Below are 25,356 nucleotides of genomic sequence, written 5' to 3' on the forward strand. Positions count from 1 at the left end.
TCATCGGCGGGCTGTGTTCGTCGCTGTCACCCTGCTCGCCGCCGCGTGTGGCGAGCAGGGTGATTCCGCGTCGCCATCGGTCCGGTTCGAGCCGTATGCCTCCGTGGTGTCGCCTCCGAGCATGCGCGATGAGATCGTCTTGCTGGAGGTCGGTCCGGTGTGCGTCATCGATACGTACTGGTACCGCGTCGTCTGTACCGATCCGGGCGGTGAGTCTTTCACGTTCGGTAACGAAGGTGAGGGGCCGGGTGAGTTCACCGACCCGAGGGAGATTCTTCGTGGACCGGCCGGGAAGATCGGCGTCGTTGATGGTCGAATGCAACGTCTCTCGGTGTTCTCCAGATTGGGTGAGTTCCTGACCTCGACTCCGGGTATCCCGAGGGGGTTGTCGGGCAGCGGTCCGGCCATGGATGGGACGCTGGCGGGCAGCTACCTGAAGCGCGACCCGGCGGGCAGCCCTTACTTCGTGAACGCGGAGATCGACACGGCCACGGGTCGTGTGGTACGGGAGCGGGCGTTCCCCGACGAAGCGGATGTCGTGGATTGTTCTACCCCGACGCCGGGACCGCGTCGTCGGCAGCTTGGGTTGGGATATCGGGAGGCGGGCGGCGGTCTTCTATTCGTTACGTGCTACGGCGAGTTTCTGGTGTGGTACGCCGACCGGGATGCGGAGGGCCCGACGGCCATCGTGCGGTCAACGTATGTCGAACGGTATCCGACGGAGGAGGATGTGGCCGCGTCGCTAAGGCTGCTGAATTCGATTCCGGCGGGCGGCTTCCGACCCAACCTCGACGAGGAACAAATCCGGGCGAGACCCAAGGTCTGGTACGGCGCGCGGGTTGTGGACGACCAGCGTCGGTTCTGGGCGGTGTCACACTGGAATGCCGAGGATGTGATCCCCGACCTCAGCCATATCGACATGTACCACCTCACCGATACCGGTCCCGAGTACGCGCTGACGCTACAGGTGGCGGACAAGGTCGTGGGGATGGATGTACTCGGGAACACGCTCGCGGTCCTGGTGGAACGGGACACCGGAGGCGTGATTTCGGAGCGCCGCGTGGACTGGTTCGACGTGACCCCCCTGACCGCTCGACGCTGACTGCCGCACCGGCCCATCGCTCTCGGCTTCGTGTAAGGTCTGACCCTCTTCCAGCATCCAGCGCACGGGGGACTATGCCCCGCTGCGTCCGGAAACAGTTCGGACGGTACACGAACCACGGGAGAGAGCCCATGCGACGACCACGGCGTGCGTTCACCAGCTTGATACTGATGTTTGGGATGGCGCTGCCGCTCGCGGGGCAGGTCGAGCCGGACGCGTGTACGGCCTCCTGCCACAGCCACGCGATGGATACCTGGAACAGCTGGTACGATGGCATGATCGGCCAGGCCGCGAGCGAGAGTATCGCGCGCGGGTGGGCCGACACAGAGGGCGCCAGAGTCTTCCGGGACTGCATGGGAGACCAGTGCGGCGTTCAGTAGGCCTCCTGGCTGCGGCTCTCCTCCTCGCGTGCCGCGGGGAGGAGGCGGCCCCCGGCGTGACGGTCAACCTCGAACCGTTCGCATCGGCCAGCCTTCCGACATCGCTTCTGGGCGCGGTTCTGATCAGCCCCGACACGGCCTGCGTCGTCGATCGGTACAGGATCCAGGGCTACTGCGTGGACGTACGCGGGGACTCGCTGACCTTCGGGCAACCGGGCGAGGGCCCGGGGGAACTGGTGATGCCGACCGCGATCACCCGGGGGCCGCACGGAGACATCACGATGAGCGATACACGCCTGAACCGGATGTCGCGGTTCACACCCGAAGGCGTGTTCGTATCGAGTGCCCCGACGGGCGGCATGACCATAGGTCTCAGCGGGCTGACGGACAGCACGGCCCTCACCAGACACATGGCGCGTGGCGACCCTGTAGACGCCCATGCGGAGATCCACCTCGGGACGGGCGAAGTCCTAAGGAAGTGGCTGCCCGATCCCTCGGTCGTGGCGTGCCGGACGCCCCCCGGGCCCGGCCAGGACAAGATCGGCGCCGCCTTCCCGGCCGGCACCGGCATCGTCCATGTGGCCTGCTTCGGCGAGTTCCTGCTCTGGCATCCGTCCGGGTCGGGCGAGGCCGTCGTGATCCGGTCGCCGACCTACACGGAACGGTTCACGAGCGAAGAGACGATCGCGAACATGGTGCGGGCCCGAGAGAACAACCCGGGCGGCTTCGATCCGGGATACACCGCCGAGGATTACCGTGCGCGCGCGTCTCCGTGGTACGGCTCCGCGGGCGTCGATCCGGAAGGCCAACTGTGGATCCTGCGGCTGAGGGAAGACGAAGGCGCCTACGCGGACATCTACGACCTCGCGTCAGCCTCGTTCACGGGGACCGCGCAACTCCAGGGCGACGTGAGCATGATCGATATCCTCGGCAACCGGCTCATCGCGCTCCGCCGATCCGACGGCCTCACGGACAATGAGGTAGATTGGTACGAACTTCCCGAGGATTGATGAGGCGTTCCCTGCGCATACTGGCACCTTCCAGAATCGTGCTGCTCGCGGGTCTCGCGGCCTGCGGGCCTACGGGCCGGGGCCGGATACGGATGGGACCATCGTCTGGCTCCGGTCGTTCGGCGCGCTCGCCGATCCTCCAACCGCGATCATCGAGGGCGCGAGTCCGGCGGAGCGCCGGGCCCGGCAAAGGCGCGCCCTTGGCGGCTCCAGCCGCCTCGCCACGGGTGGAGAACTGATCCTGCTCCACCACGACGCCAGGGATCCTCCCGAGACGCTTACCCTGGCATGTCCCGATTATCGGCTGGTGGCCGTGGACACTGTCCCCGAGTTCGCCGATCCCGGCCCGACCACGGAACAGCGCGGCGGCAATGAAGTCATCCGGCAGCTACCGCCCGTAATCTTCGTCGGAGCGGCCATCCTCGATCAGACTCGCATCCTTTCCGCTTGGGTCAGCGGCGAGTCCGGGACGCGTTTCGTTCCGCTGGACGAAGACGCGGCGGCCTTCCACACGAGCAGCCGGGTGGCGCTGCTGGACGCCCGACCCGGCCGTTCCGTACTCCTCGAAGCCACCACGCCCGTGCCGCATGTGGCGCTGGTGGACTACGACGCATTCGCCCGCGCGCTGGGTCTCGATCCGAAGTAGAGAACGTTCCCGCGGGAACGTCGGGGGTCAGGCCGTGCTGTGTGCCTCGTCGGCGTGTTCGATGCCCGCCCCGCCCATCGCGATGCCGGTGCCCACCGTGACCACGCCGAACATGAGGTCGTTGAAGAAGGCCTGCGCGTTGGGCAGATACCCGTGGATGAAGGGCGACAGCATGCTGTAGGCGCCGAGCGCGATCAGGCCCCAGCCGCTGATCCGGTTGATCCCGAGATTGAACGTGATGGTGACGACGAGGATCGAGCCCCCCAACACCACGCTGTGCCACCACAGGAAACCGAACGGATACGCCCAGATGAAGGGGGCGCCCAGATACCAGAGTCCCAATCCGAGACCGACCCAGCGTGAGGCCATCGAACCTCTCTTGGAAGAACCGGATGAATCAGAAGAACCGGCGCCTATGATGCGCGCCCGCACGGACGAAGGCAAACCTTGGCGGGCGGCTACAACCGGGCGCGGCGCAGGCGGTTCGCGTTCGTGACGACGGAGATCGAGCTCAGCGCCATCGCGGCTTCCGCGATGACGGGGTGGAGGAGACCCAGGAACGCGACCGGGATCGCGACCACGTTGTAGACGTAGGCCCAGAAGAGGTTCTCGCGGATCTTGCGGAAGGTGGCGCGGGCGAGCTTCGTCGCGCGCAGTACGGAGCGCAGATCTCCCTGCACGAGGGTGATGTCCGCGGCTTCGATCGCGATGTCGGTGCCGGTGCCCACGGCGAGGCCGACGTCCGCCGCCTTGAGCGCGGGGGCGTCGTTGATCCCGTCGCCCACGAACGCCACGGTGTGGCCTTCGGCGCGGAGCTTCCGGACGGCCTCGACCTTCTGGGCGGGGAGGAGCCCGGCCTGGAAATGGTCGATTCCGAGTTGCTGCGCGACGGCGGCCGCCACGGCCTCGCGGTCTCCGGTGAGCATGACGGTCCGGAAGCCGCGGCGGCTCAGCTCGAGGAGGGTTTCGCGCGCGTCTTCCTTCACCGGGTCGGCGATCGCGATCGTACCCCGCAGCCGCCCGCCGCCGGCCACATGGGCGACGGTGCGCGAGTCGGACCCGAAGCGTTCTTCGAGCCCCGCGATGTCCTCGCCCGAGACGCCCGCCTCGCCAAGCAGCCGCGTGTTCCCGACGACGACCCGCTCCCCGTCGACGACGCCGACGATCCCCATGCCGACCTGGGCCTCCACGTGGGTCGCGCGTGCTATCGCGACGCCCCGGCGGCGCGCCTCCCCGACCACGGCGCGCGCGAGGGGATGCTCCGACGCGTCCTCGACCGAGGCCGCGAGCGCGAGCACCCGGGCTTCGCCGGTCCCGGGGTCGGCGTTCTCCGCCGCATCGCCGGGCGGGGGAGCCGCCACGTACACCGCCACCACGCGCGGGGCGCCGCGGGTCAGCGTGCCCGTCTTGTCGAAGACGAGCGTGTCGGCCCGGTCCAGCGTCTGGACGGCCGCCCCGTCACGGATGAGGACGCCGCGGGTCGCTCCGAGGCCGGTGCCGACCATGAGCGCGGTGGGGGTGGCGAGCCCGAGCGCGCACGGACAGGCGATGACCAGTACCGCCACCGCCGAGAAGAGTGCGAGCGAGAGCGGGCCCAACTCCGGGTTCACCCACGGCAGGAAGCCCGAGGCCCAGCGCGCGGCATCGGTGAAGACGCCGGGCAGGGCGAACCAGCCTGCGAAGGCGGCCAGCGCGACGACCAGAATCACGGGCACGAAGATGGCCGTGACCCGGTCGGCGAACTCCTGGATCGGGACCTTGCTCGCCTGCGCTTCCTCCACCAGGCGGATGACGTTCGACAGGAACGTGTCCTCGCCCACGCCCGTCGCCCGCACCCGCAGGGCGCCGGAGTGGTTCACCGTCGATCCGAGGACGGCGTCCCCCGCCCCCTTCTCGACCGGGATCGATTCTCCCGTCGCGAGCGACTCGTCCACCGCGCTCCGTCCCTGGAGGACGACGCCATCGGTGGGGATCTTCTCGCCCGGACGGATGATCATCACGTCGCCCACCCCCACATCCCGCGTCGGCACCTCGAGTTCGGCGCCCGCGCGTTCGATGCGGGCCGTCGGAGCCTCGAGCGAGAGCAGGGCCTGGATCGCGGAGGAAGAGCGGCCGCGCGCCTTGGCTTCGACGAAACGTCCCGTGAGGTGGATGGAGGCGATCATCGCGCCCACGGGCGCGAAGTTCATGATCATCGGGGCGAAGCCGAGCACGTGGAGGACGGCCCAACCGCCGGTGAGCACGGAGACGCCCGCCCCGAGCGCGATGAGCACGTCCATGTTCGGCATCCCGCCGCGCGCCGAGCGCCAGGCACTGCGCAATGTCTCCGCCCCCGGGCCGGCGAGGACGGCGGCTCCGAGCGCCGTCACCCCCAGGTCGAAGACGAGCGGCGACGGCCAGCGCAGCCCGGCGAACATCTCGGGCAGCATCCACACCATGGCCGGGGCCGTGAGCGCCCACGCGGTCCACATGGTCCGCCACGCCCGGCGTGAGCGCGCCTCCGTGTCCGCGAGGCGCCTGCGCTCTGCTTCCCCGCGGTCCACGTCCGCCAGGGGCTCGATCCCGTAGCCCGCCTGCCGGACCGCCGTGGCGAGTTCGTCGAAGCCCACCTCACGGGTCAGGGCAAGCGTGGCGGACTCCGCCGGCAGGCTCACCGTCGCCTCCACGCCGTCGATCGCGTTCAGGGTCTTCTCGACCGAGCCCACGCAGCCGGCGCAGTGCATGCCCGTGATCCGGTATGTCTTCTTCAGGGGGGGCGCGTTCGACATCGGGTCGCCTGCCGTCTACTTGCCGGCGAAGCGCATGAAGAGGTCCGCGATCTCCTCGCGCACGCGGACCGCGGCGTCGCCTCCTTCGGCGATTGCGTGCGTGGCGCAGCGTTCGAGGTGGTTCATCAGGAGTTCCTTCTCGGCCGATCGAAGCGCGGAGTGAACGGCGGCGAACTGCTGCAGTATGTCAGGACAATATCGCTCGTCCTCCACCATGCGGGCGATGCCCCCGACCTGTCCCCGAATCCGGGCCAGCCGACGGTCGAGGTCGCGCTTCGTCCCCTCCGCGATCCCCATCGCATGCGCCCCCGCATCGCTCACCGCCATTCACTCCGTACGCTCTCCACGCTCCGCCAGCCATCGACGATCTTCAGGGATAAATACTATACAAGGGTATGGTATATGCCGCAAGGCAAGGTAAGATCGGTGGCGGCGTTTCGCCGGGGGCTGCTAAACTCAGGGCCATGTTCAGAAAACTCAGGCAGATGGTCGACGATGCGCTCGACCGCATGGAGGCGAAACAGGACGGCGTCTCGGAAGACGACATCGACCGCGTCATCCACGCCATGCGCGAGGAACTCGTCGAGACGCGTGCGCGGATCACCGAACTCGAGACGCTCCTCCAGTCGCTCGTGCGTCAGGCCGACCAGGAGAAGAACGCGGCCCGGACCGCCGAGCGGCGGGCGGCGAAGGCGGCCGAGATCGGCGACACCGAGACGGTCGAGGTGGCGAACCGGTTCGCGGGGCGGCACCGGCAGCGTCTCGAAGTGCTCGTCATCAAGGCCGAGGCGACCCAGGCCGAAATCCTCCAGCACAGGGACGAAGCCGCGCAGGGCGCTGAGCAGTTGAAGAGCGCGATCGCGCGCCGGGACTCGCTTTCCGTCCAGCAGCGCCGCGCGCGGGCGATCGGGCACTCCGCGAGCCGTTTCGACTCGGTCGATGCGTTCGACCGCATGGCGGACAAGATGGAAAGCCGGACCGATCTCGACGAAGCGCAGCGAGAGGTCGAGAGCGAGTTGAACCCGTCCGCCGGCACGCCACGGCGGGACTTCGCGGCCGAACGGGAACTGCGGGAGGCGCGAGCCGATGCCATGCTCGAGGAGTTGAAGCGCCGGATGTCCAAAGGGAAGTAGCGGAACTGGAAGTAGCGGAACTGGAAGTAGCGGATTCCCCCGGAAGGCGGAGGACCGATGGACCTGCTCACGATCGCCGTCTTCGGCTATCCCCTCATCCTGATCGGAATCGGGCTGTGGCGCTCCCGGCAGATCAAGAGCCACGCGGACTTCATGGTCGCGGGCCGCAACGTCCCCGTCGCCCTCCTCGTGGGGACGCTCGTCTGCACCTGGATCGGGTCCGGGTCGCTGTTCGGCGGGGCGGGGCTGGCGTACCGCACGGGCATCGCGGAGTTGTGGTTCTCCTTCGGCGCCTGGGCCGGGCTGCTCGTCGCGTTCTACCTCGCCCCCCGCGTGCGCGCGATCGCGAAATACACGGTCCCGGACCTGCTGGAGCAGCGCTACAACGCGGCGGCGCGCGTCCTCGGCACCGTCGCGATCATCCTCGCCTACGTGACGATCGCCGCCTACCAGTTCCGGGGCGGGGGCTGGATCCTGAGCATCGTCACCGACGGCGCGATCTCGCCCACGACAGGGATGATCATCACGGCCATCACCATCGTGACGTTTACGGCGCTCGCGGGGATGGTGTCCATCGTCTCCGTGGACCTGGTGAACGGGATCATCATCACCCTCGGCATCGTCATCGGCCTCCCCTATCTCGTCCTCTCCAACGGCGGGGTCGGGGCGATCGCGGCCGGGCTGCCCGAAGGGCATCTGACGATGCTGGGGGGACACAACATCCTCTGGGTGCTCGGCGTCGCCATGCCGACGTTCCTTCTCATCCTGGGCGAGAGCGGGATGTACCAGAAGTTCTTCTCGGCCAAGGACGCAGGGTCGGCCAAGAAGGCGGTGGTCGGGATGTTCGTCGGCGTCGTCTTCATCGAAACGACGCTTGCCCTCATCGCGATCGTCGGACGGGCCGTATTCCCGGAACTGGCGGATCCGGAGCAGGTCTCGCTCGTCGGCCGGGCCGCGTCGGAGACGGTCATCCTCTACATCGCCGCCAACGGGCTGCCCGTCATCGGCGGGGCCATCCTGCTCGCGGCGGCGGTCGCCATCGTGCTCTCGACCGGCAACACCTTCCTGCTCGTGCCGTCCACCAACGTGAGCCGTGACCTCTACGAGCGTTTCGTCGATCCGGACGCCAGCGAAGCGAGGAAGCTGGGACTGCAGCGTCTTTGCATCGTCCTGTTCGGCGGCCTGGGGCTCGTGCTGCTGACGCAGTTCGACACCGTGCTCTCGATGGCGCTGTACGCCTACTCGCTCGTGGGGGCGAGCCTGACCCCGGCGCTGCTGGCCGCCTTCCTGTGGCGCCGCGTGACGCCGCAGGGGGGTGTGGCCTGCATCGCGGGCGGGCTCGGGAGCATCGTCGGGATCGCCGTTCTCTCCCGGCTCGGCGTGAGCTTCAGCGCCACGCTCGGGGGCATGGAGTTCGACTTCGCCTCCAGCGACTACATCGTGATCCCCGGCGTCCTCATCTCGCTGGGACTGCTGATCGTGGTGAGCCTGCTCACGCCGCCCTCGCCCGAGGAGAAGTGGGCGCCCTTCTTCCAGAAGAACCCGGAACGGCTCTAGTCCTGCAGCGATCGTGAAGCCGGGACCTCCTCAGGCGAGCAGGCGGCGGAGGTCGTCGAGCTTGTCCGGAGGGCCGAGCACGACGAGGTAGTCGCCGGGTCGCACCCGTTCCCCCGGACCCGGGTTGTAGAGGAAGGACCCGTCTCCTTCGTCCGGTTCGCCTCGCTGGATCGCCACGACGAGTGACCCGGTTCTGGCCGGAATCGCGGCTTCGGCCAGCGAGAGCCCGGCAAGTTCCGAAGTCGGGGACACGAGTACCTGCTCGAGAAGCAGCTCCAGGCCGTCTTCCCCCGCCACGTCGACGAAGAGCGTCACGTCCGGACGCAGGACGAGCGAAGCCATCTGGACGCCGCCGGTCGCGTTCGGAGTGACGACGCGGTCGGCGCCGGCTTTCTTCAGCTTTCCGACCGAGTCCTCCGAGCGGGCGCGGCCCACGATGGTCAGATCCGGGTTCAGCTCCCGCGCCGCCAGACAGACGAAGGCGTTGTCGGTGTCCGCGCTGAGTGCGGCGATGAGCCCCCGGGCACGGCCGATGCCCGCCGCCGCCAGAGCCTCGTCACTCGTCGCATCGTCTTCGATGATGAGTGCGTTCGGGTCCAACTGCCGTGCGTCCGCGATCTGGTGGGGGTCCCTCTCGATGGCGACGTAAGCGTCGCCACGGGTGACAAACCTCTTGATCACGTGGAGTCCGGTACGGCCCGCGCCGCACAGGATCACGTGGTCCTTGATGCGCTCGATCCTCTTCATCGTTTTGCGTTTCGTGAATGCCTGGTCCAGGTCAGCCTCGACGAGTGTCGCGGTAATGAAGGCGAACCAGATCGCGAGCGTGACGATGCCGCCCCCGATCAGGAAACTCGCAAAGAGGCGGCCGCCGGGCGTCAGGGTCTGGATCTCACCGTATCCGACCGCCGAGACCGTAATCGCGGTCATGAAGAAGGCGTCCGACAGGTTCCAGCCCGGCATGAGGGAGAAGCCGATCGTCCCGACCACGACGAGGCCCGCCGTAAAGAAGACGGCCCCCAGCAGGCGGTTCCTGAAGCGGGAGAAGTCCGGCAGGCAGCACATCAGCCGCGTGCCGCGCCACGGTCGAGTCGGGCCACGACCTGTCGGCCCTTGATCATGCGGCCGTCGAGACCGCGGACGACCTCGTCGGCCACGAGCGAATCGACATCGACGAGCGTGAAGTTCTGGTGGATGTCGATGCGCCCGATCTGTCCGCCGGCCGCGCCGGTCTCGCCCGTGATCGCGCCGACGAGGTCGCCGGGGCCGGCGTCGTCCCGCTTGCCCACGCCGACGAAGACCCGGGTCCAGGTCGGACGGGTCGCGCGTTCGGCGCTCGCGTCGGAGCGGGGGGCAGGGCGGTCGGCCGCAGGGGCTTCAGCGCTCGTGTCGGCGCGGTCCGTCGCACGGAGCAGGCCGGCGAGGGCGCCGGCAACGCGCGGGGCTCCGTGCGCTTCGATCAGCGGCGCGAGCAGCAGGGCGCCGCTGGCCAGGTCCTGCTGCTCGATGGCTTCCGAGACGCGGGCCCGGAAGGCCGCGACCTCGTCCATCAGATCGGGATCCGCCCGCTCGGCGAAGGGCGTCACGGACCGCCCGGCCCGGGCCACGGTCAGCTCCAGTTGCCGCTCGTGCAGCGTGTCGACGATGGCGTAGCAGCGATCGGCGCCCTCGACCGCGCGGGCGAGGAGCGCCGGCGTGGGCGGCAGCCCGAGGACGACCGCGTCCGGGGCTGGCTCGACCTGGCCCCACGCGCCGATCCGCACGGGGTGGTCGACGCCGGCTGCGGGCACATCGATGCCGGCCACCGAGAGGGCTGCGCGTACCTCGTCGATGGCGGCGGGAGCCGTTTCGACGCTGACGGCGGTCCCGGCGTCGGCCCGGGCGATGTCGTGGAGCAGCTCGGCCAGGCGGGCCAGTCGCCCTGCTCGCGTAGCCCGGCTCGCGACGGCGATCGGCCCGCCGGACACCCGGCCCGCACCCGGCGCCGTGGCGCCCGGCTCTCCGAACAGTTCGTTCGGCCACCGGCGCGCGCGCGGCAACCGGCGGACGATCAACTCGTCGAACGCCGCATCGCGGGCGTGGGTCGTCGCGATCCGGCGAGCCCCTTCGTCGGAGGCCTGCAAGATCGCCTCGACGGCGGCCCGCGCCGGCTCCAGCGCCCGCACGTCGTCGAGGACCAGGGTGCAGATCGCCGACGCGGGGATGTCACCTTTCCGGACCGCCTCGAGGAGTGGGGCCGGCGGCCCCACGAGGACAGGGGCCTGGTGGGCGGCGTCCGGCGTGGACCCCGGCGCGACGATCACAACGTTGTGCCCGGCTTCTCGAACCGCCTCGTACATGCGAGCCGCGCAGCGCCGCGCGCGGTCGACGGATGCGGTGAGCACGAAGACGCGCCCATCGGCGGCCGCGGACTCCAGGTCTCGCGTCGCGGCCGCGGCATAGAGCTGCGCGAGCCCCGCGCCTTCAGCGGCGACGAGCGCGAGGTGGCGCCCGCGCTCGACCGCCGCCGCGAGGGCCTCGAGCGCTTCCGGCGCCGCGACCGTCTCGACCGAATCCTCCGACTGGTCCTGATTCAAGGGCGGGATCTCGCGAAGAAGGTGGACAAGGGTCGTGAGTGGGCTTCCGTCCGGATCGCTGGCAAGGTACGCAAGGCGTCGATCCGCCCAAAGAGTGCCTCGGCCCGACGATGCCCCTCGGAGGCCCTCCACGTTGACGTTGACGTCGGCGCCGACGCTGGTCTAACGTCACCCCTCCACGCGCCGCGGCCCGCCCGCGGGCTCTCTCTGGATTTCTCAGCACGAGGCGAACGCGATTCCCGTGATCCAGGCCCTGGAGACAATTCAGGCGTGGGTATGGGGGGTGCCGCTCATCATCCTCCTTCTCATGACGGGCCTCGTGTACACCTTCCTCCTGCGGGGCCTCCAGTTCCGCCGCCTGTGGCATGCGCTCTGGCTCGCGCTCGTGAAGCGACGCGAGCCCGATGGCGAGGGCGACATCTCACACTTCCAGGCGCTGATGACGGCCCTCGCCGCCACCGTCGGCACCGGCAACATCGTGGGTGTCGCGACCGCCATCGGTGCCGGAGGCCCCGGCGCGCTGTTCTGGATGTGGGTCACGGGGCTGCTCGGGATGGCGACGAAGTACGCGGAGGCGGTGCTCGGCGTCCGCTACCGGGAGACGGACGCCCGGGGCGAGAAGGCCGGCGGCCCCATGTACTACCTCGAACACGGGCTGGGCCGCGGTGGGCTGGGCCGGGGCCTGGCCATCGCCTTTGCCGCCTTCGCGACGCTCGCCGCGTTCGGGATCGGCAACGGCGTCCAGTCGCAGGCGGTCGCGGACGCGATGAACGAGTCGTTCGGCGTTCCGCACTGGATCGTGGGCCTCGTCACCGCGGCCGCGGTCGGCCTCGTCATCATCGGCGGCATCCGTTCCATCGGCCGTGTGGCGAGCGTGATCGTGCCGACGATGATCGTCCTCTACATGGGCGCCGCCGGTCTCGTGCTCATCTCCAACGCGGCGGAGATCCCGGCCGCTTTCGGGCTCGTGTTCGAGCACGCCTTCGGTGGGCGGGCGATGGCGGGTGGCGCCCTCGGCTACACCGTCCTGCAGGCCATGCGGTTCGGGGTCGCGCGCGGGATCTTCTCGAACGAGTCGGGGCTGGGGACGGGGGCCATCGTCGCTGCGGCGGCCCAGACCCGGGAACCCGTACGGCAGGCGCTCGTGTCGATGACCCAGACCTTCATCGACACCATCGTCGTCTGCACCCTCACGGGACTCGCGATCCTCACCACGGGGGCGTGGAGCTCCGGCGCCGAGGGCGCCAACATGACGCAGATGGCCTTCGACACGGGTCTCCTCTCGGGTGCCGGAAACATCGTGGTGGCGCTGGGTCTCGCCACCTTCGCGTTCAGCACGATGCTCGGGTGGTCCTACTACGGGGAGCGGAGCTTCGCGTACCTGCTCGGCGAGCGCGTGATCAAACCGTACCGTCTGGCCTTCGTGCTCGTGGTGGGTTTGGCCGCCGTCGTGGAACTGGATGTCGTGTGGCTGGTCTCCGACATCCTCAACGGCCTCATGGCGGCTCCCAACCTCGTGGGCCTGCTCCTGCTGTCAGGCGTCGTGTGGCGGGAGACGCGGAGCTACTTCGGCCGCAGATAGCAGCCCGTGGGGTCAGCCCATGAAGGGCGGGTAGTGGCCCAGATCGTAGGCCCGGATCGACAGGACCCCGCGCGGCGACACGCCCACATCGGTCAGCGTGCGCGTCTCGTCCCGGATCCGGCGCTCGGCGTACTCGGTGTAGAAGTCGGCGGGGTCGTCCGCTGAGCGCTGGAGCATCTCACGGATCCCGAACGCCTTGGCCGCGGCCACGGTGGTGTCGGCCGGCAGTTCGGCCACGTGCTCGAGCCAGCGGTCGGGCATGATGAGACGAACCGTGATCCGTTCTCCGGCGTTCATCCCGTACCCGGTCTCAGTGGAGGTTGCGGAGGGTGTAGAGGAAACGCTTCGCGAGGTCGGTCACATCGAGTCCCACCACGCGGTCCGTCTCCACGCGTACGTTGGTGTGACCTCCGGCGCGGTCGACGGCGAACCGAGCCAGCCCGATCTCGCCCGTGAAGGTGACCGATGCCTCCGTCTCCTCCCGCACCTGAAGCCCGGAATGTTCGCCGAAGAAACGCTTTGCGCGTTCGAGGACGTCTTCCGGAGAAAGGTCGGTGATGGTGACGTAGCGCATGTGAATTCCGGTTCGGCGATCACGGCCCGGGGGCGGCTCCGGCGGAGCGACGCGCCCTTGATCGGACCGCAAGATCTTGCGCTCCCAGCGGCGCGTCAACCGAATCATTGGCCCCGCGGCCACCGGCGCGCACGGCAGCCCGCGCTCGACCAGTTCGTCGAACGCCACAGCGCGGGCGTGGGTCGTCGCGATCCGGCGCACCCCCTTGTCCGACGCCTGCGGCACCGCCTCGACGGCCGACCACGTCGGCTCCAGCCCCGGGACATCGTCCAGCACGAGCGTTCTCAGCGCCTTGGCGGAGACATCGCCCTCCGTACGGTATCGAGCGGCGTGGCGGGTGGCCCGACGAGGATCGACGCCTTGCTCCGCAGCCTCGGCGTCGCACCCCGGTGTGACGCCGACCATCGCGTGCCCCGTCGCCCGCGGCGTCGTACATGCGGTACGCGCATAGAGCTGCGCCAGCCCGGGCCCCTCGGAAGCGACGAGCGCGAGGAAACCGATGGCACTTCGCCGGCGAAGGTTCGCACTCGGCGAGTCCCGACGCCCCCGCGCAGCAGGGCCCGGCGTACGCGGGCGTACAGTTGGGTCATCCGTGGTCGGGATGGTGGGGGCGAACGTTAGATGCGCGTGTCCGATGTTGAAAGCGAAGCGGCCCATCCACGGCCATGACGCCGTCGGCCCGCATGGCGCCGCCCCGCCCTACCGCCGCGTGCAGGACCCGGTTGACAGGGCGCGGCTCCTCCCGTGTCCCGGATCGGCCTTAACCATATGCTGCTCGTAGACGTCGTTAGGACCGTCACCATTCGACCATCGAGTTCGCGCTCGATCCGGTCCCGTTCGTACATGAGCGCACTGTCGCGGTAAACGCCCATGAGTTGCCGGGAACGGTGCCCATCCTCCTCGTCCACAATCAGGGAGTAGCATCCGGTGCCGGGGTCAATCGCGGCACCTGCAAACTCGTGCGCACGCAACGACAATTGAATTAGCACGATCCTCCCGCGGTCATCGCTCGACATGCTGTGATACCAGCTGGTGTAGGTACCCGATCCCTCGCGCGGCTCCGGCCGTGATCTGCGGGCATCCTCGGCAAGCGGGGTCGGGATCGGAAGCTCGAACACGGCCCCATTCAAGGAATACGCCATGATTCGGTTACCCAACTGCACGTACGCCACATCGTCGGCGCAGGCGATGTTGGAGGCGATGATCTCCATGGCGATTTCCTCGGCCGCCTCCGGGTCATCTCGGGGCAGCAGCCTCTCCAGCGGGGGCAGATTCGCCGGAATCGTGGAGATCCCCCCGTCCGGCGGTCGGAATGCGATCCCGCCCAGGACCGGCGTCGCTGGTTCACTGCGGAGTGAGCAGATGCTTGGCACACCGGGTACGGACGGCCGCCACGACGCAAGCAGGTTACCCTTGGAATCCCACCGGAGCACACGGCCGTGATCCGCCACCAGCACGCCGTCATCGACGGCCGCAACCGCGACGACGCCGCGCAACTCTCCGGGACCGTCGCCTTCCCCGGCGCCGAACGCCTTCAGCACCCTGCCGTCGGAAAGAGATAAGGCCTGAACGCGGAACGGGTCGGCGCTCTCAACCACATACAGCACTCCACGCGCATGGTCCAACGCGTTCCCGCCAAACGTGGTGAACGCATACTTCATGCCTCCCACGATCATCCTGCCCCCGCGGGAGTCGATCTCCATTCTCTCCTGGCCCGGTAAAGGCGAAGCGCTCGCGGCTAGTCCGGCCAGGAGCACGACAGCCAGCCCGAAGATACGGCCGGGCGCAGGGGAACGTGCCGCCTTGCACATCACCATCAGAACTTGATGTGCTCGCCGCACCCGCCGTAATGGCAGTGCTGTTGGCATACTTGGATGATGACGAAGTCCCAGCACCAATAGTGCGATGAGGTCAATCTGCACCACACGACTCCGATCCCGGGGCCCTCGTATTCGGCCCAAATCCCGGACTCGCAGGGGCCCTGCTGCGCCGAAGTCGCCGGAGCCTTCACGTCGCGGGCCACGCTCTCGGAGGCCGCGGACACAATGTCCGAACCGTTCAAGCTGCCACCGGGAGCCGGGTTTTCCTCACAGTTTGCGGTGGCGTCCCCGGAATCGTCCGCAATCAACGCAGGCACGTTCCCGGCGAGGTGCATGATCGCTTCGGGTGGTGGATCGTTCTGGGCATTCACGGCCGACGGCAAAGCCAAAAGCGTGATGACGACGGCCAGAAACGCGGGAAACAAAGAGGGCCTGCGGTGGGACATTGGAGCCTCCCGGATATGAATGGGACTCGCTCCCGGGACTCGCTCCCGAATCTCTTAACATCTGTCGTGCGTTTCCGCAAGGCTGCCCCAAAGGGTTGTGTGTTGTGTAGGGAGCAAATGAAGTTGTCCGGCTTGGTAGCACGTAACATGTCCGGTTCCGGTTCGGAGCGGGCTCCGAACGCCGCTTCACACGCCCTCCCGGGCTCCGTTGGAGGCTTGGCAGCGGGCGGCCCTCCCGGTCGTAGATCTTGCGCTCCCAGCGGCGCGTCAACCGGATCATTGGCCCCGCGGGGCCGTGGGCGATACCATCTCCCGCCATGAGCTCCGAAATCTCGTTCGGCCGCTTTTTCCTCCCCGGCCCGACCGAAGTTCCGCCCGATCTGTTCGACGCCATGCGGCGACCCGTCGTGGGGCACCGGAGCCCGGAGGTGTCGAGGCTCATCGAGGAGATGCAGCCCGCCGCCTCGCGGCTGTTTCAGACATGGCGGCCGGTCTATCTCTCGACCTCCTCCGCCACCGGGATGATGGAAGCCGCGATCACGAACCTCACGCGCCGCCGCGCGCTCTGCCTCACCAACGGTTCGTTCAGCCAGCGATTCCACGCCATCGCCGGGGCTACGGGACGCCCGGCCGATACGCTCGAGGCGAAGTGGGGTGAACCCAACCTGCCGGACCGACTGCGGACCGCGCTGTCCGAAGCGCCCGGCCGCTACGACCTCGTCACGTTGGTGCATTCCGAGAGTTCGACGGGTGTCCTGAATCCGCTCGAGGAACTGGCCGCCGTCGTGCGCGAATTCGATGATGTGCTGATCGCGGTGGACACCGTCTCGTCGCTCGCCGGTGCGCCGGTGCGGACCGACGACTGGGGTCTGGACTTCGTCCTCACGGGTTCCCAGAAGGCGGTGGCTCTGCCCCCTGGCCTGGCGCTGGCCGTGGCGTCGGAGCGGGCGCTCGCCCGCGCCCGGGAGGTCGAGCACCGTGGCTTCTACTTCGACATCCTCAAGTTCGAGAAGAACCTCGAACGCTGGCAGACCCCGAACACGCCCGCGGTCTCGCTGCTCTTCGCCCTCGATCGGCAACTGGCCCGCATGATGGAGGAGGGGCTGGAGGCGCGGTGGCGACGGCACGACGAAATGGCGCGCCGAACCTATGAATGGGTGGAACGAACGGCCGCCCGTACGGGCCAGCCGTGGCATGTGCTGGCGCCGGAGGGCTATCGGTCGCCGTGCGTAACGGCCATCGTGCTTCCCGACGGCCTGACCGGGCCCGAAGTCGCCTCGCGCGCCCGGGCGCATGGATACACGGTTGCCGCAGGCTACGGGCCGTTGAAGGAATCTTCGTTCAGGATCGGACACATGGGGGAGCACACGCTGGACGAACTGGAGGCGCTCCTGGCGGTACTCGACGAGGTGCTGTGAGCGGTTCGACCGAGGGCGCCCAGCGCCTGATCATCGCCGATCCACTTCTCCCGGACGGGCTGGAGACGTTGCGTGCCGCACCGGCCCTCGTCGTCGAGGATCTCAGCGAGGCGGATCGCCCGACGCTCCTGGCCGCGCTGCCGGGTGCGTCTGCGCTGATCGTCCGCAGCCGCACGAAGGTAGACGCGGAACTCCTCCGGACCGGCGACTCGCTCCGGGTTGTCGGACGTGCGGGCGTCGGCGTGGACAACATCGATATCCCGGCGGCCACCCGGCGTGGGATCGCGGTGCTGAACGCTCCGGCCGCGAACACCCAGTCGACCGCCGAGTTGGCGTTCGCCCTTCTCCTTGCTGCCGCCCGCCGGCTGCCGGAGGCGGACGCGAGCATGCGCAACGGGGAATGGAAACGTACGGAGTTGCGGGGCATCCAGCTCAGCGGGAAGACGCTGGGGGTCATCGGACTCGGCCGGATCGGGGCGGAGGTCGCCTGGCGGGCGCGAGCGTTCGACATGCGCGTGGTTGGCCACGATCCGTTCGTGAACGCCGAGCGAGCCAGCGATCTGGGCGTCGAACTCGTCGACCTCGCCACTCTTCTGCCTGCGTCCGACGCGATTACGCTGCACGTCCCGCTCTCGGCCGAGAATCGAGGATTCATCGGACGCAAGAAGATCAAGGCCATGCGGCCGGGCGCGATCCTGATCAACGCGGCCCGGGGCGGCCTGGTGGACGAAGCCGCGTTGGCCGAAGGGCTCACCAGCGGCCACCTGGGCGCCGCCGGCCTCGACGTGTTCGAGACCGAGCCGCTTCCCGCCGACAGCCCGCTCCGGCAAGCGCCCCGGCTCGTGTTCACGCCCCATCTCGGCGCCTCGACGTTCGAGGCCCAGCGACAGGTCTCCCGGCAGATCGCCGTGTCCGTGCGCGACGCGCTGCTCGAGGACGACTACAGCCTTGCGCTCAATGCGCCGTTCGAAGCGGAGGACCGGGACGGCGCCGGGCCCATCATGGACCTGGGTCGCTGTCTGGGTCGCCTGTTGGCCGGGCTCGCCGACGCCGCGCCCCGCCGCATCGAGGTCCGGTACGGCGGGCCTCGCGATGGTGTGCTGGGACCGCTCGCGGCGAGCGTGGTCGTGGGTTTCCTCGAGCGCCGGGTCGCTCCCCCGCTCAATGTCGTGAACGCGCTGTCGATCGCGGCCGAACGCGGCCTGGAGATCACACGCGTCCGTACCCAGGCCGAGGGCGACTACACGAACTACGTCGAACTCCGCGTGGCTTCCGGCCGGACCGGGCACGAGGTGGTGGGAGGGGCGCTCATGGGGTCCCGGATGGAGCCTCGGATCGTGCGCGTCGGGACCTTCCGTGTGGACACCGAACCCAGCGGGACCTGTCTCCTCATCCGCAACCACGACCAGCCGGGCGTAATCGGCGCCGTCGGGACCGTGCTCGGCGCCGCGAACGCGAACATCGCGGAGTACCACCTCGCACGGCGTAGAGGCGGGCGCCGCTCCCTGGGGGTGGTGCGCATCGACGGCGAACTCCCACCCGAGGTGCTGCGTGGTCTGAACGACCTCGACGCTGTGGAGGAAGTCCGCCAAGTCAACTTCGACTGAACCCAGCCCGTGGTTAGCATCCCGGCGGTCTGCATCGTATCATGAATCATGACAGCAATTCATGATCACGAGGGCAAAGGGCGGCGAGTCTCGGAGCCGGTCCAGGTCTATCTGGCGGCGACGGAGCGCGATCGGCTCGAACGTCTGAGGGTCACGCTCGACACGACGAAGTCGGACGTTCTGCGGAGAGGCCTCGAGGCGCTGGAGTTACAGCTCTCGGACCCGGATCTTCACCCCGCGCTGTCGATCATCGGTATCTTCTGCGGGACGCGACCACCGCCGGGGGAGCCGCACGCCGATGTAGCGCGCGATCACGACGAGTTCCTCACCGCCGGCGAAATCGATGCCTGGCCGCTCGATTCGCCGGACGAGCCTCGTGGCGGCGCCTGCGGGTGAGGGCGCTGTTCGTCGATACGAGCGGATGGTATCCGGTGTCTGACCGCGCCCACCCGGACCACAAGGCGGTCGCCGGGGCCCTTCGGGTTCGAGTCCGGTCGGGTTGGGCAGTCGTTACCACAAACCTCGTGGTGGCAGAGACTCATGCCCTCCTGCTGCGTCGAGGTGGACGGCGGGCCGCGCTCACCTTTCTGGAGGCGATCCGGCAACCTCCAAATCGAGTCGAGTACGTCACGAGTGAGCGGGAAGCGGTGGCCGTAGCCCGGTGGCTCCGGCGCTTTTCCGACCAGAGCTTCTCGCTCGCCGACGCGGCGAGCTTTGCCATCATGACCGAATTGGGTATCGAAGAAGCGCTGACGCTGGACCGGCACTTCGGAACGGCCGGCTTCGTGATGGTTCCTGCGGCGGCCTGAACCGGCCGGCGGTCGCTGGCAGCGGAGTTTCACCACGGGCTGCTAACGTCGCGTCGCCCAGACCGAGGCGTGCTCCGAAGCGGGCGCGGGGAGGAGGTCCGGGTGCAGCAGTCCGCCGAGGATCTCGACGCCCGTCACGAAGCGGGGACCCGAGCGGTTGAAGTACGAGGAGGCGTCGACGACCCATGCCCGGCCCTCCGCGATGGCGCGCGGCGCGACCCGCCGCAGGCGCTCGGCATGGGCGTCGGCATCGGCCCGGGCCCCTTCGAGACCGTATCCGCAGGGCATGATGAGCAGCGCGTCCGGGTCCAGCCCTTCCAGCTCGTCCCACCGCACCTCACGGGAGGGGCGACCCGCCTCGCCGATCAGGTTCCGACCCCCGGCGAGGTCGATCATCTCCGGTACCCAGTGTCCGGGTGCGAACGGCGGGTCGAGCCATTCGATGCCCAGCACCCGAGGACGCTCGGCGCCGCGCACGACGTCTCGCACGGCGTCAAGTCGCCCTCTCAGCGCCACCGTCGCGCTTCGCGAGGTCTCTGCATTTCCGGCGGCGCGTGCCACCTGCGCCACCGAGGCGAGAATGTCTTCGATCGTGTGCGCGTCGAGCGATACGATCTCGGCCTCGATACCCCGCGCGCCGAGGACCTCCCGCACGCCGCCGGTCGGCACGGCGCAGACTTCGCAGACGGCCTGCGTGATGATGATGTCGGGGTCGAGGTCCTCGAGGACGGGTTCGTCGATCTCGTAGACGCTGCCGTACTCCGTCATCGCCCGTCGCACCGCCGCGTCGATCTCGCCGCTGGACAGGCCCCGGGGATCGAAGCGCGGTCGGCTGACCCGTGGGCGGTCGAGCAGGTGCGGCGGGTGATCGCACTCGTGAGAGATGCCGACGAGGTACCCATCGAGACCGAGGGCGTCGACGATCTCCGTCCCCGACGCGAGCAGGGAGACGATGCGCGGGGTCGGCGGTGTCATCAGTACTGCGGCATTCCGGGTTCGATCTCCTCGGCCCAGGCGAGAATGCCGCCCGCGAGGTTCACCGCATTGTCGTACCCCATCGCGCGCAGGTACGCGACGGCCCGGTCTCCCCGGGGCCCTGAGCGACAATGGATGATGAGCGGGGCCGCCCGATCGAAGCTCTCGACGGCTTCCGGAAGCGTGGCGAGCGGCACGAGCCGTGCCCCCGCGTGCGCCAGGTTGCAGATGTCCCACTCGTAGTATTCACGCACATCGACGAGCTGGAACGTCTCCCCGTCGTCGACGCGGCGTTTCAGTTCATGTACGTCGATCTCCAGCTCTTCCATGGCTTCCTCGGTGTCCTCCGTTTCCGCGGGGCCAGCGTCCGCACCGTCCAACGGCCCCCCGCAGAAGCGTTCGTAGTCGATGAGTTCCGTCACGCTCGGCTTCGGCCCGCATACCGCGCATTCGGGGTCCGGCGTGATGTTCAGCGAACGGAACTCCATCCGCAGGGCATCGATCAGGAGCAGGCGTCCGGCAAGTGTGTCACCGATCCCGGCCAGCCATTTGATGGCCTCATTCGCCTGGATCGACCCCACGATGCCCGGCAGGACTCCGAGCACCCCCGCCTCCGCGCAGTTGGGCACGAGATCGGGCGGCGGAGGATCCCGGAACAGGCAGCGATAACAAGGGCCGCCCGGGGCCGCGAAGACCGACGCCTGGCCCTCGAAGCGGAGGATGGCCCCGTACGCGAAGGGCGTCCCGAGCATCACACAGGCGTCGTTCACCAGATACCGGGTCGGGAAGTTGTCGCTTCCGTCGACCACGAAGTCCCACCCCGCGAGGATGTCCAGCGCATTGCCGGAATCCAGACGGGTCTCGAACGTTTCCACCGCGACGTGCGGGTTCAGCCCTTCGAGCCGCGCCCGGGCGGAAGCGAGCTTGGACGTGCCGACCGCACGCGTGTCGTGAAGCACCTGACGCTGAAGGTTGGAGAGTTCGACGAGGTCGTGGTCCACCAGCCCGAGCCGCCCCACTCCGGCGGCGGCGAGGTAGAGGGCGGCGGGGGAACCGAGACCGCCCGCCCCGACGATGAGGACGCTCGACGCCCGTAGCCGCCGCTGCCCTTCCAGGCCCACTTCCGGGATGCTGACGTGGCGCCCGTACCGGACCAGCTCGTCACGCGAAAGCTCGTCGCTCACGGCACCCTCAGACGTGGACGGCGAGTGACGCGCGCAGCGCCGCCATGTTTGCGGCGATCCCCGGCGCCCACCGGAACACGGAGGAGCCCGCCACGAACGACGACGCCCCGGCGGCGGCGCAGACGGGGGCCGAGGTCGGATCGATCCCTCCGTCGACCTGAATGACCGGCGGCCCGATGCCGCGGTCCGCGGCCATCCGGAGGACGGTCGAGATCTTCGGCACCGCCTCGCGGATGAAATTCTGTCCCCCGAACCCGGGGTTCACCGTCATCACGAGGACGAGGTCGACGGAGCCCAGTACTTCCGACAGCGTCTCGGCGGGGGTGGCCGGGTTGAGGGCCACGCCGGCATGGCACCCCAGCTCCCGGATCCGGTGAAGGTCTCCGTGCAGGTGCGCCGAGGCCTCCTGGTGGACCGTGATCATGTCGGCGCCGGCCGCCGCGAAGGGTTCCAGGAACTCGCCCGGGTTGTCGATCATTAGGTGAACGTCCAGGAACGCGTCCGTCACCGCGCGCAGCGATTCGAGCACCGGCAGCCCGATCGTGAGGTTCGGGACGAAATGCCCGTCCATGACGTCGAGCTGGAACCACTCCGCGCCCGCGGCCTCCGCCTCGGCCACCTCCGCGCCCAGCCGCGCGTAGTCGGCGGCCAGGATCGAGGGCGCGATCACCCGTCCGCCCGGCATGTCCCGCTTCAGTCCGCGTTCCGTCACGATCCCGTGCTCCCGGTGGTTCGGCTGGTTCAGCCGGGTTCAGATGAGTTGGAGACGCCGGCCGACCTTCTTCAGCGCGGCGAGGGCGGCGTCGATGTGTTCGCGCTCGTGCGCGGCGGACAGCTGACACCGGATGCGGGCCTCGCCCCTCGGCACGACCGGATAGCCGAACCCGATGACGAAGACGCCTTCGCGGAGCAACTCGCGGCTCAGCCGGATGGCGTCCGCCGTCCTGCCGATGATCACGGGGACGATCGGCGTGCCGCCGGGGATCGGCTTGTAGCCCAGTTCGATCAGACGCTCGCGGTAGTACTCGGTGTTGTCGCGGAGCTTCGCCACGAGTTCCGGGTGTTCCTCCAGGTGATCGATCGCGGCCAGCGCGCCGGCCGCCGAATGGCAGGGCAGGGCGTTCGTGAACAGCTGCGTCCGCGAGGCCTGGATGAGGTAGTCGATCACGGCGTCCGAACTGGCCGTGAAGCCGCCCGCCATGCCTCCGAGCGCCTTTCCGAGCGTCGAGGTGACGATGTCGACCTCGCCGTGCATGCCCCAGTGCTCCGGCGTCCCCCGGCCCGTGTCGCCCAGAACCCCCGTGGCGTGCGAGTCGTCGACCGCCATGATCGCGTCGTAGCGGTCGCACAGTTCGCGGATCTCCGGGAGCGGCGCGATCTCCCCCTCCATCGAGAAGATGCCGTCGGTGATGACGAGCCGGTGCCGCGCCTCCCGTGAGGAGTCCAGCGCCTCGCGCAGCGAGTCCATGTCCATGTGGTCGTAGATGAACCGGCGGGCCTTGCAGAGGCGGATGCCGTCGATGATGCAGGCGTGGTTGAGACGGTCCGAGATGAGCGCGTCCTCCGGTCCGAGGAGGGGGGCGAAGAGGCCTTCGTTCGCGTTCCAGGCCGAGGTATAGGTGAGCGAGGCCGGCGTCTCGAGGAAGTCCGCGATCCTCGCCTCGAGTTCGCGGTGAATGTCGAACGTGCCGCAGATGAATCGCACCGAGGACGTCCCCGCCCCGTACTTGTCCGCCCCCTCCTTCACCGCCTCGATCACGGAGGGCTCGTCGCACAGTCCGAGGTAGTTGTTCGAGCACATGTTGATGGTCTCGCCCAGACCATCGATGTCCACCACGGGCGCCTGGCGGCCCATGATGTGGAGGAGTTTCTTGTGAACCCCGTTCTCCTTCATCTCCCCGAGTTCGGTCGCCAGCCGGCGCTCGAGACCGGGGTTCACGTTCGACATCGTCACGTCCCGTTCCTCATAGAGTGTCATCATGGAGAATGTAGCGTCCTTCACGGGTACAGGTCGCCGACGCGCTTGTCCGTGGCCCACGCGGTGTCGACCCGGATGCGGGGCCGCGAGCCCCAGTTCCCGCACGAGATGAAGCCGCGCAACTGTCCCCTCACGTAGATGACGCGCTCGGTGCCGACTTCCTGAAGCTCGGGAGCGAGGCGGTCGAGCGCGAATATGCGCTGGCTCCCGATCCACCCGGGGCCGAACAGCCAGCACCCGGCCGCCTCGCGGATCGTGCCCTCGCCCCAGGTGCGGACGGCGGAGAAGCGGCCGGTGTCGGTCACCACGAGCGTGCCCAGATCGATCGCGCCCGAACCCCGCACGCGGTATTCGCCCGGCGTGGCGATCCGGAGCGGTCGCGCCTCGTAGAAGCTGACGTTCTGCGGCGAGCACATGGTGCGGAAGGTGCTGCGCCGGGCCGCGAGTTCGATCGAGGCGTCGGTGACCGCCAGGGTGGCCGTGTCCAGCCGCCCGCACTGGTCGGGAGACACGGGGCCGCCGAACTCGAAGGAGAAGGGTTCGTCCACCCGCACCGTCTCGGGGTAGGCGACCCAGGTGACGAGCGCATCGCTCTGATGGGCCTCGCCGATCCGCCAGCACCCGGCCGCAAGGAGCACGGTGAGCGCTAGAGCGGCGAGGTACGGCGCTCTTCCCACGGGCCCGTCGCTAGTCCAGCGCGAGGACGACCTTCGCCGCCTCGCCGGAGTTCATGGCCTCGATCCCCTCCTCGAAGCGGTCGAACGGAAGCCGGTGCGTGATCACCGGGTCGATGTCGAGGCGCCCGGCGGCGAGGAAGTCCCGCATCTCGATCCACGTCCGGTACATCAGGCGTCCCACGACGCCGTAGACGTGGAGTCCCTTGAAGATGACGTCCCGCGCCAGGTTGACTTCGACGGTGTGCTTCGGCAGCCCCAGCAGCCGGACATGGCCCCCGTTGCGGCACATGCGGAACGCGGAGCGCACGCCTTCGGGGTGCCCGCTCATCTCGCACACGACGTGCGCCCCGTAGCCGCGGGTGAGTTCCGCGACCCGCGCCGCGACCCCGCCCTCCGTCGGGTCGAGGCAGTCGTGCGCGCCCATCCGGGCGGCGAGTTCGCGACGGCCCTCGTGCGGCTCGATCGCGATGACCCTGGCCGCGCCCGCCACCCGGGCGATCCCGACCGCGAACAGACCGATCGGTCCGCACCCGACCACGGCTACGACCCGCCCGGCCACGTCGGTGTGCAGGACCGTGTGAAACGCGTTCCCCAGAGGGTCGAACACGGCCGCATGATCGTCGCTGATCGATTCCGGGATGTGGATGATGTTCGCCGCCGGGATGGAGACGTACTCGGCGAAAGCGCCGTCCCGGTCGATCCCGATGATCCGGGTGTCCCGGCACACGTGCGCCTGTTCCGTCCCGCAGAACTCGCAGTGGCCGCACACCAGGTGCCCCTCCGCCGACACGCGGTCTCCCACCTCGATGTTCTCGACGAGGCGTCCGGTCTCGACGACCTCTCCCATGAACTCGTGTCCGAGGATGAGCGGCGGGTTGACGCGGTTCTGCGACCAGTGGTCCCATTGATGGATGTGCAGGTCGGTGCCGCAGATCCCCGCGCGTCGCACCTTGATCAATACGTCGCCGGAACGGATCCCGGGCGTGGGCGCTTCGCCGAGGGTGAGGCCGGGGGCCGGCCCGGGTTTGAGGATCGCTTTCATGGAGAGCGGCGAGGGCTCCTGACCGGGGAGGTGCGTCGGACCGCGCTCCGGCGGCGCATCGGTGGCGCACAA

At 68.8% G+C, this 25,356-nt stretch carries 26 protein-coding genes; 11 read left to right on the plus strand and 15 right to left on the minus strand.

From position 1 onward, the window contains the following. Nucleotides 1-13 precede the first annotated feature (13 nt). From ACOQPP_RS17830 to ACOQPP_RS17845, 4 genes are all read left to right on the plus strand, one after another. On the plus strand, nt 14-1,102 hold the full coding sequence (locus tag ACOQPP_RS17830; protein WP_419167428.1) for a hypothetical protein: 1,089 nt from the start codon (nt 14-16) through the stop codon (nt 1,100-1,102). 131 nt (nt 1,103-1,233) lie between these two features. Then, entirely contained in the window at nt 1,234-1,482 is a 249-nt protein-coding gene (locus ACOQPP_RS17835; protein ID WP_419167427.1) for a hypothetical protein, read from the plus strand. Next, the gene (locus ACOQPP_RS17840) at nt 1,467-2,492 is read left to right on the plus strand and encodes a hypothetical protein (RefSeq protein WP_419167426.1); all 1,026 of its coding nucleotides are present in this window, start codon (nt 1,467-1,469) and stop codon (nt 2,490-2,492) included. Before ACOQPP_RS17835 ends, ACOQPP_RS17840 begins: the two co-directional genes overlap by 16 nt. 307 nt (nt 2,493-2,799) lie before the next feature. Further along, complete coding sequence (locus ACOQPP_RS17845) at nt 2,800-3,138, plus strand: hypothetical protein (protein ID WP_419167425.1); 339 nt, start codon at nt 2,800-2,802, stop codon at nt 3,136-3,138. 27 nt (nt 3,139-3,165) lie between these two features. On the opposite strand, the gene ACOQPP_RS17850 is transcribed toward ACOQPP_RS17845, so the two are convergent. The 3 genes from ACOQPP_RS17850 to ACOQPP_RS17860 form a co-directional block, all read right to left on the minus strand. After that, nucleotides 3,166-3,507 carry an SPW repeat domain-containing protein gene (locus tag ACOQPP_RS17850; RefSeq protein WP_419167424.1) on the minus strand — a complete coding sequence of 114 codons (342 nt, stop codon included), beginning with the start codon at nt 3,505-3,507 and terminating at the stop codon, nt 3,166-3,168. An 89-nt stretch (nt 3,508-3,596) separates the two neighbouring features. Next, complete coding sequence (locus ACOQPP_RS17855; protein ID WP_419167423.1) at nt 3,597-5,906, minus strand: heavy metal translocating P-type ATPase; 2,310 nt, start codon at nt 5,904-5,906, stop codon at nt 3,597-3,599. A gap of 15 nt (nt 5,907-5,921) precedes the next feature. Further along, entirely contained in the window at nt 5,922-6,227 is a 306-nt protein-coding gene (locus ACOQPP_RS17860) for a metal-sensitive transcriptional regulator (protein ID WP_420637112.1), read from the minus strand. A gap of 143 nt (nt 6,228-6,370) precedes the next feature. Between ACOQPP_RS17860 and ACOQPP_RS17865 the strand changes: the two genes are divergently transcribed. After that, a complete protein-coding gene (locus tag ACOQPP_RS17865; protein WP_419167421.1) occupies nt 6,371-7,039 on the plus strand; it encodes a hypothetical protein in 669 nt (222 codons plus the stop codon). A gap of 57 nt (nt 7,040-7,096) precedes the next feature. After that, nucleotides 7,097-8,596: a sodium:solute symporter family protein gene (locus ACOQPP_RS17870; protein WP_419167420.1), complete on the plus strand. Its 1,500-nt coding sequence runs from the start codon at nt 7,097-7,099 to the stop codon at nt 8,594-8,596. Between the two features lie 30 nt (nt 8,597-8,626). Here ACOQPP_RS17870 and ACOQPP_RS17875 read toward each other — a convergent pair whose 3' ends face one another. Both ACOQPP_RS17875 and ACOQPP_RS17880 read right to left on the minus strand, forming a co-directional pair. Further along, the gene (locus ACOQPP_RS17875) at nt 8,627-9,661 is read right to left on the minus strand and encodes a potassium channel family protein (protein WP_420637113.1); all 1,035 of its coding nucleotides are present in this window, start codon (nt 9,659-9,661) and stop codon (nt 8,627-8,629) included. After that, nucleotides 9,661-11,172 (minus strand): DbpA RNA binding domain-containing protein, encoded by a 1,512-nt coding sequence (locus ACOQPP_RS17880; protein ID WP_419167418.1) that lies wholly within the window; start codon nt 11,170-11,172, stop codon nt 9,661-9,663. Before ACOQPP_RS17880 ends, ACOQPP_RS17875 begins: the two co-directional genes overlap by 1 nt. Nucleotides 11,173-11,413: 241 nt before the next feature. Between ACOQPP_RS17880 and ACOQPP_RS17885 the strand changes: the two genes are divergently transcribed. After that, on the plus strand, nt 11,414-12,754 hold the full coding sequence (locus ACOQPP_RS17885) for an alanine/glycine:cation symporter family protein (protein WP_419163165.1): 1,341 nt from the start codon (nt 11,414-11,416) through the stop codon (nt 12,752-12,754). Nucleotides 12,755-12,766: 12 nt separating this feature from the next. Here the strand turns inward: ACOQPP_RS17885 and ACOQPP_RS17890 are convergent, their stop codons facing one another. The 4 genes from ACOQPP_RS17890 to ACOQPP_RS17905 form a co-directional block, all read right to left on the minus strand. After that, nucleotides 12,767-13,051, minus strand: a complete 285-nt coding sequence (locus ACOQPP_RS17890) for a hypothetical protein (RefSeq protein WP_419163166.1) — start codon at nt 13,049-13,051, stop codon at nt 12,767-12,769. 13 nt (nt 13,052-13,064) lie between these two features. Beyond that, on the minus strand, nt 13,065-13,733 hold the full coding sequence (locus ACOQPP_RS17895) for a hypothetical protein (RefSeq protein ID WP_419167417.1): 669 nt from the start codon (nt 13,731-13,733) through the stop codon (nt 13,065-13,067). A 212-nt stretch (nt 13,734-13,945) separates the two neighbouring features. Continuing rightward, complete coding sequence (locus ACOQPP_RS17900) at nt 13,946-15,031, minus strand: hypothetical protein (RefSeq protein ID WP_420637114.1); 1,086 nt, start codon at nt 15,029-15,031, stop codon at nt 13,946-13,948. A 113-nt stretch (nt 15,032-15,144) separates the two neighbouring features. Next, a complete protein-coding gene (locus ACOQPP_RS17905; protein ID WP_419167415.1) occupies nt 15,145-15,594 on the minus strand; it encodes a hypothetical protein in 450 nt (149 codons plus the stop codon). 317 nt (nt 15,595-15,911) lie between these two features. Between ACOQPP_RS17905 and ACOQPP_RS17910 the strand changes: the two genes are divergently transcribed. The 4 genes from ACOQPP_RS17910 to ACOQPP_RS17925 are packed head-to-tail and all read left to right on the plus strand — an operon-like array spanning nt 15,912 to nt 19,428. Continuing rightward, complete coding sequence (locus tag ACOQPP_RS17910; protein WP_419167414.1) at nt 15,912-17,012, plus strand: pyridoxal-phosphate-dependent aminotransferase family protein; 1,101 nt, start codon at nt 15,912-15,914, stop codon at nt 17,010-17,012. Beyond that, complete coding sequence (gene serA, locus ACOQPP_RS17915) at nt 17,009-18,619, plus strand: phosphoglycerate dehydrogenase (RefSeq protein WP_419163169.1); 1,611 nt, start codon at nt 17,009-17,011, stop codon at nt 18,617-18,619. Before ACOQPP_RS17910 ends, serA begins: the two co-directional genes overlap by 4 nt. A gap of 48 nt (nt 18,620-18,667) precedes the next feature. Then, entirely contained in the window at nt 18,668-19,015 is a 348-nt protein-coding gene (locus tag ACOQPP_RS17920; RefSeq protein WP_419167413.1) for a hypothetical protein, read from the plus strand. Beyond that, complete coding sequence (locus ACOQPP_RS17925; RefSeq protein ID WP_419167412.1) at nt 19,012-19,428, plus strand: type II toxin-antitoxin system VapC family toxin; 417 nt, start codon at nt 19,012-19,014, stop codon at nt 19,426-19,428. The genes ACOQPP_RS17920 and ACOQPP_RS17925 overlap by 4 nt, the downstream gene beginning before the upstream one ends. 42 nt (nt 19,429-19,470) lie before the next feature. Here the strand turns inward: ACOQPP_RS17925 and ACOQPP_RS17930 are convergent, their stop codons facing one another. From ACOQPP_RS17930 to tdh, 6 genes are all read right to left on the minus strand, one after another. Next, nucleotides 19,471-20,403 carry a cobalamin-binding protein gene (locus ACOQPP_RS17930; protein WP_419163172.1) on the minus strand — a complete coding sequence of 311 codons (933 nt, stop codon included), beginning with the start codon at nt 20,401-20,403 and terminating at the stop codon, nt 19,471-19,473. Further along, entirely contained in the window at nt 20,403-21,587 is a 1,185-nt protein-coding gene (moeB, locus tag ACOQPP_RS17935; protein WP_419167411.1) for a molybdopterin-synthase adenylyltransferase MoeB, read from the minus strand. The genes ACOQPP_RS17930 and moeB overlap by 1 nt, the downstream gene beginning before the upstream one ends. A 7-nt stretch (nt 21,588-21,594) precedes the next feature. Further along, nucleotides 21,595-22,272, minus strand: a complete 678-nt coding sequence (gene rpe / locus ACOQPP_RS17940; RefSeq protein ID WP_419167991.1) for a ribulose-phosphate 3-epimerase — start codon at nt 22,270-22,272, stop codon at nt 21,595-21,597. Nucleotides 22,273-22,338: 66 nt separating this feature from the next. Continuing rightward, nucleotides 22,339-23,568: a glycine C-acetyltransferase gene (locus tag ACOQPP_RS17945; protein WP_419167410.1), complete on the minus strand. Its 1,230-nt coding sequence runs from the start codon at nt 23,566-23,568 to the stop codon at nt 22,339-22,341. A gap of 17 nt (nt 23,569-23,585) precedes the next feature. Next, complete coding sequence (locus ACOQPP_RS17950; RefSeq protein WP_419167409.1) at nt 23,586-24,242, minus strand: hypothetical protein; 657 nt, start codon at nt 24,240-24,242, stop codon at nt 23,586-23,588. 10 nt (nt 24,243-24,252) lie between these two features. Then, the gene (tdh, locus tag ACOQPP_RS17955) at nt 24,253-25,284 is read right to left on the minus strand and encodes an L-threonine 3-dehydrogenase (protein ID WP_419167408.1); all 1,032 of its coding nucleotides are present in this window, start codon (nt 25,282-25,284) and stop codon (nt 24,253-24,255) included. Nucleotides 25,285-25,356: the final 72 nt, after the last annotated feature.

This window comes from Candidatus Palauibacter sp. (genome assembly GCF_965222475.1).
In the GTDB taxonomy this organism is placed as follows: Bacteria; Gemmatimonadota; Gemmatimonadetes; order Palauibacterales; family Palauibacteraceae; genus Palauibacter.

Bases quoted from the DNA above. Each gene is read 5' to 3' on its own strand.
- ACOQPP_RS17835 (WP_419167427.1), top strand. From the start codon at position 1,234: ATGCGACGACCACGGCGTGCGTTCACCAGCTTGATACTGATGTTTGGG.
- rpe (WP_419167991.1), bottom strand. From the start codon at position 22,272: ATGCCGGGCGGACGGGTGATCGCGCCCTCGATCCTGGCCGCCGACTAC.
- ACOQPP_RS17900 (WP_420637114.1), bottom strand. From the start codon at position 15,031: ATGGAGATCGACTCCCGCGGGGGCAGGATGATCGTGGGAGGCATGAAG.
- ACOQPP_RS17945 (WP_419167410.1), bottom strand. From the start codon at position 23,568: ATGATGACACTCTATGAGGAACGGGACGTGACGATGTCGAACGTGAAC.
- ACOQPP_RS17855 (WP_419167423.1), bottom strand. From the start codon at position 5,906: ATGTCGAACGCGCCCCCCCTGAAGAAGACATACCGGATCACGGGCATG.
- ACOQPP_RS17870 (WP_419167420.1), top strand. From the start codon at position 7,097: ATGGACCTGCTCACGATCGCCGTCTTCGGCTATCCCCTCATCCTGATC.
- ACOQPP_RS17865 (WP_419167421.1), top strand. From the start codon at position 6,371: ATGTTCAGAAAACTCAGGCAGATGGTCGACGATGCGCTCGACCGCATG.
- ACOQPP_RS17890 (WP_419163166.1), bottom strand. From the start codon at position 13,051: ATGAACGCCGGAGAACGGATCACGGTTCGTCTCATCATGCCCGACCGC.
- ACOQPP_RS17920 (WP_419167413.1), top strand. From the start codon at position 18,668: ATGACAGCAATTCATGATCACGAGGGCAAAGGGCGGCGAGTCTCGGAG.
- ACOQPP_RS17850 (WP_419167424.1), bottom strand. From the start codon at position 3,507: ATGGCCTCACGCTGGGTCGGTCTCGGATTGGGACTCTGGTATCTGGGC.
- ACOQPP_RS17905 (WP_419167415.1), bottom strand. From the start codon at position 15,594: ATGTCCCACCGCAGGCCCTCTTTGTTTCCCGCGTTTCTGGCCGTCGTC.
- ACOQPP_RS17875 (WP_420637113.1), bottom strand. From the start codon at position 9,661: ATGTGCTGCCTGCCGGACTTCTCCCGCTTCAGGAACCGCCTGCTGGGG.
- ACOQPP_RS17930 (WP_419163172.1), bottom strand. From the start codon at position 20,403: ATGACACCGCCGACCCCGCGCATCGTCTCCCTGCTCGCGTCGGGGACG.
- tdh (WP_419167408.1), bottom strand. From the start codon at position 25,284: ATGAAAGCGATCCTCAAACCCGGGCCGGCCCCCGGCCTCACCCTCGGC.
- ACOQPP_RS17895 (WP_419167417.1), bottom strand. From the start codon at position 13,733: ATGGTCGGCGTCACACCGGGGTGCGACGCCGAGGCTGCGGAGCAAGGC.
- ACOQPP_RS17910 (WP_419167414.1), top strand. From the start codon at position 15,912: ATGAGCTCCGAAATCTCGTTCGGCCGCTTTTTCCTCCCCGGCCCGACC.